Consider the following 13,288-nt stretch of genomic DNA (forward strand, 5'->3'; position numbering starts at 1 on the left):
CTCAGCCCTTCAGCAGTCCCGCCTTCCGGGCGTCATCCAGGAACCGTTCGATGCCCACGTCCGTGAGCGGGTGCTTCAGCATCTGCGGGAGGAGCGAGGGCGGGATGGTCGCAATGTGGGCGCCGGCCAGCGCTGCCTGCGTCACGTGCAGCGGATGGCGGAGGCTCGCCGCCAGCACCCGCGCCTGCAGCCCGTGCGTCTCGACGATCTCCACGCACTGGCGCACCAGCTCCATCCCGTCGTGGCCGACATCGTCGAGCCGACCCACGAACGGCGAGAGGTAGGCGGCCCCGGCGAGCGCCGCGAGGAGCGCCTGGTTCGCCGAGAAGATGAGCGTCACGTTGACCCGGATGCCCTCTTTGCTGCAGCGGTGAATCGCCTCGAGCCCCTCGGCGTCGATCGGGATCTTCACCACCACGTTCGGGTGCCAGCTGGCGAGCTCGCGCGCCTCGGCGACCAGCTCGTCGGCCGTGCGCGAGATGCACTCCGCCGAAATCGGCCCATCGATGACCGCGGCGATCTCCTGGATGCGCTGGCGGTAGCTCACGCCGCCCTCCTTCGCAAGCAGGCTCGGGTTGGTGGTCACGCCGCTGATGACGCCGTAGCGGGCGGCGGCGCGGACCTCGTCGATGGAGGCGGTATCGAGGAAGAGCTGCATGGCGGGCATCCCCGGGCTGGCGTTGCGTGCTCCCTGCATGGTACGGGAGCAGCAGATTACGGGGATGACGGCCGACCCGCCGGGCAAACGAACGGCCCCCGCCGGAGAAGGGAGCGGGGGCCGCCGTCGGGAGTCCAGGTGTCCGCCTGAGGGGAACGCAGCAAGAGGAGGGCGTCGACCTGGTGCCTGCGGGCGGCGCAGGGGCCCTGGAACCCTGAGCCGCGCCACACCGTGCATATTAGGCAAAGCTAACCGGTCGTGCAAGAGGCTGCTGAAAAATGTTTTCGGTTTGCCCGAAATCGCCCCGGGAGCGGGCCGCCCGCGCCCGGCTCGACCTTCCCGAATCTTTCGCCGTTTCTTCCGCGAACCCGTGGGCGCCCGTACACTCGGACGAGCAACGCCCCCGGGAAGGTTCGGTATGCCCCGCGTCCCTGCGCTGGCCCTGTGCGCCATCGCGTCCCTCCTGCCCCTTGCCGCGGCCTGCGGCGACGGCGCCGCCGATACCCCGGCAGCGCCCGGCAAGACGCCGACCGTCGAAACCACGAACCCGGGCGTGAGCCCCCGGCTCGACCCGCCGGCGAGCAAGTACGTCGTCCGCGTCGAAGACCTCGGGACGAACTGGATTACCGATATCCCCAGCACCCTCACCGTCGATGCCGCCGCCTACGCCCAGACGGCCGTCTTCAAATCGTCCGGAGATGGCGAAAAGCTGCTGAAGGACTGGGGCTACCAGGGCGGCTACCAGACCGGCTACTCGCCCGAGGGACGCGACACCGCTGTCCTCAACGGCGCCTACTACATCCGCACCGAATGCCACCTCTTCGCCCAGGAGGCTGGCGCGAAGCAGGCCTACGACTACTTTGTGAAGTTCGCCGCCGGGCAGCCCGGCATGCAGCCGGTGAGCATGGCCCGGGTCGGCAACCAGAGCGCCGCCTACGTGATGACCCTCGGCACAATCGGGAAGTCGAGCATCGCCGCGGTCTACCACCAGGTCATCTTCCAGCGGGGCAACCTCGTCTGCGTGGTCCTCACCAAGGGGGCCGAGCCGTTCATGAAGGTGGACGCGGCCCGCGATATCGCGCTCATCAGCGACAAGAAGGCGCTCGGCCAGCTCGATGCGCCGGTGCCGACGCCGACGAGCAACTACACGCCCGCGGCCGGGAACTGATGGCACGCCGCAGGCGCCCCGCGCAGCCGGTCCTCGTGCTCCTTGCCGGGCTCGCCGTCATCGCGGCGGCCGCAGTCGGCACGCTCCTCCTGGCCAGCGGCGGCGATGGGAACTCCGGGGGCGGCTCGGGCGTTGATACGAACGTGAAGGAGCCCACGCCAGCCAGCACCGGCGGCCTTGCCGGCGGCCCCGAGCCGACCGTGGCGCTGCCGGCCAGCAAGTACGCCCCGCTCCTCTCGGAGATGCCGCCCGAGATGCAGGTGAATGTCTCCGAGACGTTCGCGATGAACCTCGGCACCTTCTCCGCCTCCTACTGGTTCGACACGAACGCCCAGGGCGAGGAGCTGGCGAAGCAGTGGCGCATCCTCGACGGCTACCAGGTGCAGTACGACCCTGTCGGCCTGGCAGCCCAGGTCGCCCAGGGCGGCTACTACGCCTGGGCCGAGGTCTACCTTTTCGAAACCCCCGCCGGCGCGAAGCTCGCCTACGACTACCTCGAAGGGCGGCTGGCGGCCCGCAAGGGGAGCGAGCGCGCCCAGGCGAAGCCGCTCGGCAACCAGTCCGCCGCCTTCCGCTACCTGGGCCCGACCATCGGGACGACCGACATCCCCTCGGTCTATCATCGCTTCGTTTTCCGGCGGGGCAACGCGGTGGTCGCCATCCAGACCTTCGGCGCGGTCCCGTACATGTCGACCGACCGGGCACGCGAACTCGCGCTCCTGGTCGATGCGAAGCTCCTCGGCGAGGCGCCGGCCGTGGAGCCCACGCCGATCCCGACGCCGGCCATCGGGGTGATCGGCAACTGACGGCCTGAGGGCGGAAGGAGGCCCCGTGCGACGACGCTGGTTTGCCATTCTCCTGGCGGTAGCGGGGATCAGCGGCGCAGCGGGTGCAGCGGGCAGCAGCCCGGCCCCGGCAGGGGCCGACCCGGCGCAGCCGCCGGCGGCCTACATTGCGGTGCAGTTCGATACGGCCCTCCGCGCCCAGGCCCGCCGGGAGTGGATGCCGCCGCCCACCCTCGCCGAGCAGGGCTTCGCCTCCATCCCCGTACCGCCCGGCCGCGACCCCGCGGAGTTCGCCGCCGAGCTCTCCCGCGCACCGAACGTCGTGAGCGCCGTGCCCGATGCCCCGGTCCGCGCGGCCGAAATCCCGAACGACCCGTACTACCTCGGCTCCGGCAACGGGCCGAACCAGGCGCAGTACCTCGCCGCCATCGGCGCGCCCGCCGCCTGGGACCTGCACACCGGCTCGCGCGAGGTCATCGTCGCCGTGATCGATTCCGGGCTCGATGTGCGCCACCCGGAGTTCGCCGGCCAGCTCTGGGAGAACCCCATCGATAACCGCAGCGACGGCATCGACCGTGACGGCAACGGCTGCATCAACGACCGCTACGGCTGCCGCTTCATCAACCTGACGCAGGTGAACGCGGCGATGTGCGGCTACACCACCTCGACGCCGACCGGCGCCATCCTCGACGACATGCCGAGCAGCCACGGCACGCTGGTGGCCGGCATCATCGGCGCAGCGGGCGATAACAGCATCGGCGTCGCGGGCGTCGCCTGGAAGGTGCGGCTGCTGACGGTCAAGGCGCTCGACTGCCGCGGCGAGGGTTTCATGACGCGCATCGCCGAGGCGATTGTGTACGCGGTGCGGCAGGGGGCGCGCGTCATCAACATCAGCATCGCCTCCGACCCGCCCCACACCCAGGCCGACATCCCTGCGCTGCGGGCGGCGCTCCAGCTCGCGCAGGACAGCGGCGTCATCGTCGTGGCGGCGGCCGGCAACCACGTGCCCGGTCAGCCGGCCGGGGTGGCGTATCCCGCGGCCTACACCCAGTACCCGAACCTGATCGCGGTCGGCGCAGCGAACAACCTGAATGGCATGACCTGGGCGAGCTACAGCAACTACGGCCCGGCGGTGGACTTCGCCGCCCCTGGCAACCGGCTGCTCTCGACCACCCGCACCGATATCGGGCTTTCGAACCCCTACGCCGAAATCGGCGAGCCGAACGGCGGCTTCCAGGGCGGCACCAGCTTCGCGACCCCGCTGGTGAGCGGGATGTTCGCCCTGCTCATCTCCCGCAACACCAGGCTGAGCGCCGATGACTACATCGCCGCCGCCCGGGCTGCGGCCACGCCGGCGCCGCCCGCGCCCCACGGCCAGAACTGGGCTGGAAGCGGCATCATCAACATCGGCGGCGCCGTCGCCCGCATCCCGCTCTCGCTCACCGGCGTGCCCCAGCACGACTGGCGCGACGTTCCCGGCGGGACGCTCATCGAGGCCCGGGTCGGCACGACGGTCTGCGGTTCGACCTCGGCGATTGCGGCGGGGCCGGTCTCGACCTTCACCGTCAAGGTGAAGAGCGCCGCCGAGCAGCCGGGCTGCGGCGCCCCGGGCGCCACGGTCGAGCTGGTCATCGGGGGGCTGGCTGCGAAGCCGACCGTCACCTGGGGCGGGCGGAACGCCGACCTCGGCATGGCCGGCCTGTTCATCAGCAGCGTCTCGCCGCCGCCGGGCTCGGTGGTGGTGCAGACCATCGGCAGCGGCTGGTCGAACCTGGCGCACCTGGAGGCGACGGGTCCGCTGCCGGGCGCCGCGTCGACTCTCCCGCTGCCCTGGAACGCCATCTACCGGTGGGACCCGCTGAAGTGGGCGTTCAGCGAGGCGGAGGGGGTGCTCGGCGCCTACCGGCGGTTCATCCGCGGCGCGCCGTCGGTCGTCAGCGACTACCCCGTCATCCAGCAGTACGACGCCTACTGGGTCGATGCCCCGGCGGCGAACGTAGCCTCGCTCAATCCGAACCCGCCGGCCGGCCGGACCATCGAGCTGGCGGCAGGCTGGAACAACTTCACGTACACAGGCCAGCCGCGGGCCGTGGCCGATGCGCTGGCGAGCATCGGCGGGAAGTACACGCAGGTCCTGCAGTATGACAACGCAAGCGGCCGCTGGCTGAGCCACCTGCCGGGGCAGCCGCGCTACCTGAACGATTTCGGCGGCCTGTTCACCCTGCGGGTCTACTGGGTCTACATGAAGGAGCCCGGCACGCTCGTCATGCAGTAGCGGGGGCCGCCCCGCCCCGTGGCCGCCCCGCCCCGGGGGAGGAGGGAGGCCCCGCCCCGGTGCAGCCCCGCCCCCAAGGGAGGAGGGAGGTCCCGCCCCGGTGCAGCCCCGCCCCGCCGAGGGAGGAGGGAGCCCCGCCCCGCGGTCTCCCTGCCCCGCCGGGGAGGAGGGAGGAGCCGGGAAGGTGCACGTCAAAACGGTCTGCCGCGTGCCTTCCACCCTGGGGCGGCGGAGTGGCGCGGAAGGGCTCCCTCCTCCCTCCTCCCTGGGGCGGTGGAGTGGCGCGGAAGGGCTCCCTCCTCCCTCTTCCCTCGGGTGGCGCGGGGGCCGAGGTGGGGCATCCCTCCTCCCTTCTCCCTGGCGTGGCGGGGGCCGGTGCGGGGTTCCCTTCTCCCTCTTCCCTCGGGTGGCGCGGGGGCCGAGGTGGGGCATCCCTCCTCCCTCCTCCCGCTCCCCCCAGTGCCGCCCGGGCCTTGGAGATCGCGGCGGCCGCCGTCCACGCTCCGGGGAGCACGCTTCCTACGGAGGTCCCGGCCAGGTGCCGTACCAGCTCCCCCTGCCCGATGTCCCGCTGCCGCTGCAGCTCCGCCAGCTCGACCACGAGCGGATGGGCCGTTACCGCGACAACCTCGCCTTCTACCAGGGCCGCCACTGGACCGGCCGCGGCCGCCGCGGCGAGCGCCGCCTTACCTTCAATTACGCCCGCGCCATTGTCGATAAAGTGACGGGCTACCTCCTGGCCGGCGCCGCGGTCCAGGTCGTCGGTGACGATTCCCCGGCCGGCATCGAGCGGGCCCGCGCGGCCGAGCAGGCCCTCCGCAGGGTCGAAGCGGCCAACGGGCTGAGCCAGCTCGACTTCGAAACCGAGCTCGACTGCGCCATCCTCGGGGACGGCGCCTACCGCGTGGCCTGGGATGCCGCGGCCGGCGAGGTGCGGGTCACCGCCCCCGATGTGCAGGGGCTCTTCGCCTGGCGAGAGCCCGCCGACCCGGCCCGCCTCACGGCCGTCGCCCACCGCTACCGCGCCGGCGATGAGGAGCTGGTCGAATGGTGGTCGGCGGAGACGTTCGAACTCTGGCGGGGTTCGGAGCTGGCCGACCGGGTGCCGAACCCGTACGGCTTCATCCCCTACGTCATCTTCCCGAACCTGCGCGAACCGAAGGAGGCCTGGGGCGCGAGCGACCTCCCGCCCGTGATGGAGGCGAACAGGGAGCTGAATCGCGCCTTCAGCCAGCTCAGCCAGGTGCTCGAGCTCTCGGGCAACCCGATCGCCGTGCTCGAAGGCGTCACCGGCTCGGAGGACATCACGGTCGAGCCGGGCGCCATCTGGGAGGTGCCGGAGGATGCGCGGGCCTACCTGCTCGACCTCCTCCAGGGCGGAGGGGTGGCGCTGCACACCGCCTATATCGACCTGCTCTACCGGGTCATCCACGACCTCGGCGAATCGCCGCGCACGGCCTTCGGACACAACCCGCAGGGGCTGAGCGGCGTGGCGCTGAACATGGAGCTCGACCCGATTGCGCGGAAGGTGGAGCGGAAGCGGCGGATCCGCACGGCGGTCTACGAGCGGCGGGCGTGGATGGTGCTGCAGCTGCTGGCGCGGTTCACCGGGCTCGAGGTGGAGGGGCTGCGGCCGGTGATGCAGTGGGGGCCGGTGCTGCCGGCCGACCGTTCGCGGCAGGTGCAGGATGCGCGGGCGCTCGTGGAGGCCGGGATCATTTCGCGGCGGACGGCCGCGGCCACCCTCGGCATCGACGACCCCGAGCTCGAGCGCGCCTTCGTCCGCGAGGAGGCGGGGTGAGGGGGGCTATGTCCCCTGCGCGCGGTGAACGCGCCCGGCTCCCGGTGACACGGCGGTGGACGGCCGGTGGATGAACCGGCAGAAACGCGTAGGAATTGAGGGAAGAGGTGGCAAGGCATCTTCCCATGCGGTGGCCGCGGGGTGACGATGCGATGACCAACCGGGAACACTCCCCGGGGCACCCAACGGAGCACCAGCCATGACCCCACACCTCGTCACCCTCCTCGTCGACAGCGACGAGCTTTCGCGCGAGATGGTCCGCCGCCGCCTCGAACAGGCCGGACTCGAGGTAACGCTCGAGCGGCCCGGCGGCCTCGCCGCCCAGCAGACCATCGCCGAGTCGCATCCGGACGTCATCATCGTCGCGGTCGAACCGCCCATCCAGCGTGCGCTGCAGGTCATCGATTTCGCCCGGGCGCTGCTGCCCGGCGCGATGCTCGTCGCGTATTCGCGGGAATGGTCGCCCCACCTCGAGCGGCGGCTCCTGCAGGCCGGCGTCAACGACTTCGTCCACGGCTCGCTCTCGCGCGAGCGGTTCATCGAGGTCGCGGCCCGGGCCCGGGCGATGGCGATCCGGCGCGCGAAGCTGGCCAGCGACGAGATCGCACCGGTCGGGCGCGTGGTCACGGTTGTCGGGCAGAAGGGCGGCATCGGCAAGACCACCACGAGCACGAACCTCGCCGCAGCCATCGCCGCGAGCGGGCAGCGCTCGGTGCTGCTGATCGACCTCGATACCCGCTTCGGCGATGTGGCGATCATGCTCGACGTGAAGCCCGAGTACACCGTCTCGGAGGTCGCGCGCGAAGCCCAGTACCTCGACCGGGAGGTCTTCCACCGGGTGCTGCTCCGGCACGAGTCGGGCGCGTACGTGCTTCCTGCCCCGCGCGACTACCGGAGCTGGCTGAACTGCACTCCCGAGGAGATCCAGCGGCTCATCCGCTTCGCGGCCACCCTGTTCGACGTGGTCATCTGCGACACGCCGGGCACCTACAACGATGTGGTCGGCGCAGCAGTAGAGGTGAGCGACCGGGTCGTCGCGGTCACCAGCACCGACCCCGCGAGCCTGAAGAACGCGGCCCTGCTGGTTGAGCACCTCCGGATGCTGGGCCGCCCGGAGGACGCGCTCCTCGTCACGCTCGTGCACGGCCACGGCGAGGCGGCACCCCGGCGGGAGGAGGTGGAGTTCGTGATCGGCCACCCGGTGAACTTCGAGGTGCCGTTCGACCCGGCGGTGCGGAAGGCGACGCAGGCGGGCGTCCCGGTGGTCTGTTACCGGCCCGGCGCGCCGGCCGCGCGCGTGTTCGAGGCGCTCGCGGCAGCGGTGGCGGGCTACCCGCCGCCGCCCGGCGAGCGTGAGGTGCGGGGCCGCTTCTTCGGCGTCTTCGGCCGGAAGGCGCGGCATGGCGGAGTGAAGCCCGGCCGCGAACGGGCGGCCGTGTAACCGGCAATCCTCCGCCGTGCAGCCCGGCGGCGCGGCGGTTCGAGACAGGTTCCCTCTCCAGGCGCGACGCCCCCGGACCGGACGGCCGGGGGTTTCGCGCGTGCAGTGCGCATGGCGGCTACCAGGCGGGCGGGACGATCGTTTCGACGTGGCCGCCCCGGTGGTAGATGCGGGGCAGCCGGCCCGAGAGCCCGGCGAGGAGGTCCCAGGCGATCGTCCCGGCCAGGCGGGCGGCTTCCGTCGCGGTGATCCGGTCGGCGCCGTCGGCCCCGAGCAGCGTCACCACAGTGCCTTCTTCCGCCCCGGGGACGTCGGTGACGTCGGCGAGGAACTGGTCCATGCAGACGCGGCCGATCATCGGGCAGCGGCGCCCGGCGACGAGCACCTCGCCGGCGTTGGTCAGCGAGCGGCGCCAGCCGTCGGCGTAGCCGATGGGCACCAGCCCGGCGCGGGTCGGCCGGGTGGCGCGCCAGGTCAGCCCGTAGCTCACGCCTTCGCCGGGTGCCACCCGGGATACCCGGGCGAGCCGGGCCCGGAGGGCGAGCACCTGCCGGAGCTCCGGGCCGGGCGTGTTCGCGGGGAGCTCGCCGTGGAGGGCGAGCCCGATCCGGACGCCGGAGTACCGGAACCCCGGCCGGCGGAGGGCCGTGGCCGAGTTCGCGGTGTGGAGATACGGAATCCACGGGAGCGCCCGGGCCGCGGCTTCGAAGCGCCGGTGCTGCTCCTCGCTGAACGAGTCGTCGGCTTCGTCGGCGTTCGCCATATGGGTCATCAGCCCCTCGACGATAATGCCGGGGAGCGTGCGGCAGTACTCGGCGAGGGCAATCGCCTCTTCGAGTTCGTTGCCGAAGCGGTGGAGGCCGGTATCCACCTTGATGTGCATGGCCGCCGGGGCCCCGGCTTCGACCGCGGCCGCCGAGAGCGCGTCGGCGAGGGGGCGCGAGTGGCAGGTGAGGGTGAGCCGGGAGCGCACGGCCTGGGTGGCGTCCGCGGGGAAGGCGTGGCCAAGGACGAGGATCGGGCGGGTGACCCCGGCCTGGCGGAGGAGGTAGCCCTCGTGCGGCCACACGACCGCAAACCGGTCGACCCCCGCGGCCTCGAGGGCCGGCGCGACGACCGCTGCGCCGGCGCCGTAGGCGTTCGCCTTGACCACGGCGATCAGCTCGACGGGGCCGAGGAGCGCCTTGAGAGTACGGACGTTCGCTTCGAGGGCGTCGAGGTCGATTTCGAGCCACGCGTTGAGGGCGGTGGTGACCTCGGCGAGGGCGTTGCGGGTGGTTGGCGGGTGGGCCACGAGCCTGACCGGTCCTTTCGCCTGGCCGCGGGGGCCTTTGACCGGCCTCCTGCGTGGAGCCTAGCATCGGCGACGTGAGGGCCGGACGCAATCGCGCGGCCTGGGGCGGCTTCGTCCTGCTGTGTACCGCAGTCGTTCTCGCTGCCGGGCTCATCGAGGTGGGCCGGGAGAGCGCTCCGCCGCCCGCCGCCGGCGAGCGCACGCCGCTGCCGCCGGTCAGCCCGTCGCCCGCGGCGACCGGGACGCCGCCCCCCGTCCCGTCGCCGCCTGGCACGCTGCCCTCGCTGGCGGGCCCGGAGGAGCTGCTGCGCGAGGGCCGGTTCGCCGAGGCGCGGGCCGCCTTCGAAGCGGCAGCCCTGGCGGCCCGCGACCCCGCCGAGGCAGCCGAAGCCTGGTTCGGGGCCGGCCGCGCCGCCGAGGAAGGCGGCGACCGCGACGGTGCCATTTCGGCGTACCGGCGGGCCGTGGCTGCTGCCTCGCCCGGCGGCGAAGCGGCCGACCGCGCCGCCTTCCGGCTGCTGCGCGCGCTGAATAATGCAGGGAGGTTCGCCGATGCCCTCGATGTCGGGCTCCCGGCGGGCGGGGGCACCCTTGCCGCCTATGCCCGCGCCGAGCGGGGGCGCGCCCTCGCCGGGGTCGGCCGCGGCGCCGAGGCGGCTGCGCTCTGGGAACCGATCGCAGCCGATAGCGGGCTCGCGGTAGCCGTGCGGGTGCAGGCGCTCGAGGGGATGGCCGGGCTGGCGCGGGATGCGGGCGACCTCCCTGCCCTCGCCCGGTGGCTCGATGCGCGGATTGCGCTCGACGGCAGCCCGGCGGGGCGCCTCGAACGGGCCGAGGTGGCCCGCCGGCTCGGCGACCCGGCCGGCTTCGAGCGGGAGCTGCGCGCGCTCCTGGCGGCCTCGCCCCTCGCGCGCGAGGCGACGCGTGCGCTTGGGGCGCTCCAGGAGGCCGGGTACGCGGTCGACCGCGGGCAGGCGGGGTTCATCCTCTACCGCCGGGGGGCGTATGCCGAGGCTGCCCGGGTGCTGCGGGCCGGCGTCGACGAGCCGGGCATCGACGCGGCGGTGCTCACCTACCGCGCCTACTACCTCGGCGCCGCGCTCGAAGAGCTCGGCCGCGTGGACGAAGCCGTGGCCTGGTACGACGCCGCAGCCGCGACGGGTGCCGATTCTCCGTTCGTCCACCGGGCAAAGTACTGGGCGGCGCGCGTGCTCGAAGGCGCCGGGCGGCGCGGCGAATCCGGGGCGCGCTACCTTGACCTCGCGGTAAACGGCCCGCCCGGCGAGTTCACCGCCGAGGCGGCGTTCCGCGCAGGGTATGACCGATATGTCGAGGGAGACATAGCCGGGGCGTTGGCGGCGTGGGAGCAGACGTCGGCGGCGGCAAGTCCGCGGCTGGAGTACTGGCGAGGACGGGCGCTCGAGACTGCCGGGCGAACGGTGGAGGCGGCTGACGCCTACCGGCGGGCTGTGGCGCTCGACCGGTTCGACTTCTTCGCCATCGAGGCCGCCGCGCGGCTGGGTGAGCCGGTGCTGGCGCTCGAGGTGCGCTACCGGCCGCGGGACCTTTCGCAGGGCGTCGACTGGGAGGCGATCGCGGCGTGGCTCCGGGAGCGGATCGGCGGCGACTGGCCCGGTTCGCCGCCCACGGCCGCCTGCGCACTGGCGCGGGCCGGGCTCAGCGACGAGGCGGAGGCCGAGCTGGAGCGCGCGGCTGCGGGCGTCCCGGCCTGGCGGCTGCTGGAGCTTGCGAGGGAGGCGCGGAGCTGCGGGCTGGGGCATCTTGCGATTGGGTATGCGGTCCGGGTCCGGGAGGCCGCGGGGGCGGCCCCCGGCGAGGCGCCGCCGGACCTGCTGCGGGTGGCGTACCCCGTGTTCTACGGGGCGGCGCTCGACCGGGCGGCCGCCGCTGCGGACATCGACCCGCTGTTCTTCGCCGCCCTGATCCGGGCCGAGAGCCTGTGGGACCCGGAGGCCGGCTCGGTGGCCGGCGCCCTGGGGCTCACGCAGGTCATCCCCTCGACGGGCGAGGGAATTGCGCGGGCGCTGGGGGTCCGGGAATTTGCTCCGTCCGACCTCTTCCGGCCGGCGGTGTCGCTCGAATTTGGGGCGTACTACCTAGGCGTGCAGCTGGAGCGGTTCGGCGACCCGCTGCTGGCGCTGGCGGCCTACAACGCGGGCCCGGGGAATGCCCTGCGGTGGGCTGGGGGCGGCGATGCCGGTGCTGCGGAGCTGGCGGAGCGGATCGACTTCCGGGAGACGCAGGCGTACGTGCGGGTGATTGTCGAGGCCTACGCGTACTACCTTGCGGCGTGGGGGCCCTGATTCGACCATAACGCCGGGGTGGCGGTAACGTGAGGTTCCCGGCGAGCGGAGTCGGGACGCAGGAGGTGAGCCATGGCGACGAAGCGCACGTACCAGCCGCACCGGATTCCGCGGAAGCGCGAGCACGGCTTCATGAAGCGGATGTCGACCCGTGCCGGGCGGCTCGTGCTGAAGGCCCGGCGGCTGAAGGGCCGGAAGCGCCTGACGGTCGTGTAGGGCCTGCTGCGATGGACCGTTCGCGGCGGCTGCGGAAGGGTCCAGAGTTTGATATGGCGTATCAGAAGGGGACTGCCGTGCGCGGTCCCCTTCTGGTTGTGCGGGTTTCGCCGAACGGCCTGGGGCGGGACCGCTGGGGGTTTGCGGTGGGGCGGCGGCTGGCGCCGCTGGCGCACGACCGGAACCGGGTGCGGCGGCGGCTGCGGGAGGCGGCGCGGCAGGCCGGAGAGGAAGAGGGGCGGGATATCATCGTGGTTGCCCGGGAGGGCGCGAAGGCTGCATCGGTTGCGGAGCTGGCGGAGGAGCTGCGGAGGCTGCTTCGGCGGGCGGCGAAGGGTGGAGGTGCTGGCGGGCGCCGGCCCGGGGCCGTCGAGGGGGCATCCGGGGAGGAGCAGAGGCAGGAGGGGGTGAGATGATTGGGCGAGTGCTGGCGAAGCCGCTGATCTGGCTGGTGGTGGCGTACCAGGCGACGTTTTCGAAGGTGATGCCGCCGGTCTGCCGGTTCGAGCCGTCGTGTTCACGGTACGCAAAGGAGGCGCTGGAGCGGCACGGGGCGTGCCGGGGCGGGTGGCTGGCGCTTCGGCGGCTGAGCCGGTGCCGTCCGTTTGGCGGGAGCGGGTACGACCCGGTGCCGTAGGTGGCGGAGCCCGGTTCCCGGGCGCGGCAGAGGCGGCGGGCGGGAGCGCGAGGGGAACCGTGCTGAACGGGGACTCTCGGGAAGCGCTGCGAGATGCCCCTGCCAGCGGAGACCAGTCGCATGGGGTTCTCGGGGTGTTTCACGTGGAACGGCCGCCCGCAGGAAGGGGCGGGGCATCGGATCCGACCGGCCGGGGCGGAATGTTGAGGCCGGAGTCGGGCGTTCCACGTGGAACGGGACGGCTCGCCGCGCAGTGCGGCAGCGGAGCCAGGAGCAGCGCGGCGCTCCGCCGGGCCCCGCCGTCGGCGGGTGTTTCACGTGAAACGGGAGCCCGCGACGGGCTTCTGATGCCGGCCGCAGTCGACGCAAGGGGCAGCCAGCGGGCGCTGCGAACGCCGTTGCGTATAGAACGCGTCCTCGCAGCCGCCGCCCGGCGGGCCGCTGCTCTGCCATGACACCCGGGCCGGGCCGGGTGCGCCCGGGCGCGGCGCCTCGCCGAATCGCAGTGACGTTCCACGTGAAACGCGCGCCCTGCCCGGCCCCGGCTGGCTCCGCGGGGCGGGCGGCAGCGCCGCCGGCGCGCCGGCGACGGCCATGCTTCACATGCAGCGCCCGGTGCGGCCTGGCGGCCCGCGGTGGCAGCCCCCTGGGCCCTCCCGATGCATGGCGCCGGTGTTTCACGTGCAACG

The 13,288-nt window shown here is 72.9% G+C and carries 11 protein-coding genes; 9 read left to right on the forward strand and 2 right to left on the reverse strand.

Annotated elements, in window-relative coordinates:
* Position 1: 1 nt before the first annotated feature.
* Entirely contained in the window at positions 2 to 658 is a 657-nt protein-coding gene (fsa, locus tag A9A59_RS02640) for a fructose-6-phosphate aldolase (RefSeq protein ID WP_098504779.1), read from the reverse strand.
* 418 nt (positions 659 to 1,076) lie between these two features.
* On the opposite strand from fsa, the gene A9A59_RS02645 reads away from it, so the two are divergent.
* The 5 genes from A9A59_RS02645 (at position 1,077) to A9A59_RS02665 (ending at position 8,128) form a co-directional block, all read left to right on the forward strand.
* The gene (locus A9A59_RS02645; protein ID WP_098502800.1) at positions 1,077 to 1,826 is read left to right on the forward strand and encodes a hypothetical protein; all 750 of its coding nucleotides are present in this window, start codon (positions 1,077 to 1,079) and stop codon (positions 1,824 to 1,826) included.
* The gene (locus A9A59_RS02650) at positions 1,826 to 2,632 is read left to right on the forward strand and encodes a hypothetical protein (protein ID WP_098502801.1); all 807 of its coding nucleotides are present in this window, start codon (positions 1,826 to 1,828) and stop codon (positions 2,630 to 2,632) included. The genes A9A59_RS02645 and A9A59_RS02650 overlap by 1 nt, the downstream gene beginning before the upstream one ends.
* A gap of 25 nt (positions 2,633 to 2,657) precedes the next feature.
* Complete coding sequence (locus A9A59_RS02655; RefSeq protein ID WP_133117482.1) at positions 2,658 to 4,886, forward strand: S8 family serine peptidase; 2,229 nt, start codon at positions 2,658 to 2,660, stop codon at positions 4,884 to 4,886.
* Between the two features lie 538 nt (positions 4,887 to 5,424).
* Positions 5,425 to 6,687, forward strand: coding sequence for a portal protein (locus tag A9A59_RS02660; RefSeq protein WP_278286764.1), 1,263 nt, complete (start codon positions 5,425 to 5,427; stop codon positions 6,685 to 6,687).
* Between the two features lie 199 nt (positions 6,688 to 6,886).
* Complete coding sequence (locus A9A59_RS02665; protein WP_098502803.1) at positions 6,887 to 8,128, forward strand: CpaE/TadZ family protein; 1,242 nt, start codon at positions 6,887 to 6,889, stop codon at positions 8,126 to 8,128.
* A gap of 118 nt (positions 8,129 to 8,246) precedes the next feature.
* On the opposite strand, the gene alr is transcribed toward A9A59_RS02665, so the two are convergent.
* The gene (gene alr, locus A9A59_RS02670) at positions 8,247 to 9,422 is read right to left on the reverse strand and encodes an alanine racemase (protein ID WP_098502804.1); all 1,176 of its coding nucleotides are present in this window, start codon (positions 9,420 to 9,422) and stop codon (positions 8,247 to 8,249) included.
* A 74-nt stretch (positions 9,423 to 9,496) separates the two neighbouring features.
* Here alr and A9A59_RS02675 point away from each other — a divergent pair, with 74 nt between their 5' ends.
* The 4 genes from A9A59_RS02675 (at position 9,497) to yidD (ending at position 12,599) form a co-directional block, all read left to right on the forward strand.
* On the forward strand, positions 9,497 to 11,746 hold the full coding sequence (locus A9A59_RS02675) for a lytic transglycosylase domain-containing protein (RefSeq protein WP_165772453.1): 2,250 nt from the start codon (positions 9,497 to 9,499) through the stop codon (positions 11,744 to 11,746).
* A 72-nt stretch (positions 11,747 to 11,818) separates the two neighbouring features.
* Positions 11,819 to 11,962: a 50S ribosomal protein L34 gene (gene rpmH / locus A9A59_RS02680; protein WP_098502806.1), complete on the forward strand. Its 144-nt coding sequence runs from the start codon at positions 11,819 to 11,821 to the stop codon at positions 11,960 to 11,962.
* 11 nt (positions 11,963 to 11,973) lie between these two features.
* Positions 11,974 to 12,378, forward strand: coding sequence for a ribonuclease P protein component (rnpA, locus tag A9A59_RS02685; protein ID WP_098502807.1), 405 nt, complete (start codon positions 11,974 to 11,976; stop codon positions 12,376 to 12,378).
* Entirely contained in the window at positions 12,375 to 12,599 is a 225-nt protein-coding gene (gene yidD, locus A9A59_RS02690; RefSeq protein ID WP_098502808.1) for a membrane protein insertion efficiency factor YidD, read from the forward strand. The genes rnpA and yidD overlap by 4 nt, the downstream gene beginning before the upstream one ends.
* Positions 12,600 to 13,288 lie beyond the last annotated feature (689 nt).

The sequence above is a fragment of the Tepidiforma thermophila genome, from assembly GCF_002563855.1.
Classification (GTDB): Bacteria; Chloroflexota; Dehalococcoidia; order Tepidiformales; family Tepidiformaceae; genus Tepidiforma; species Tepidiforma thermophila.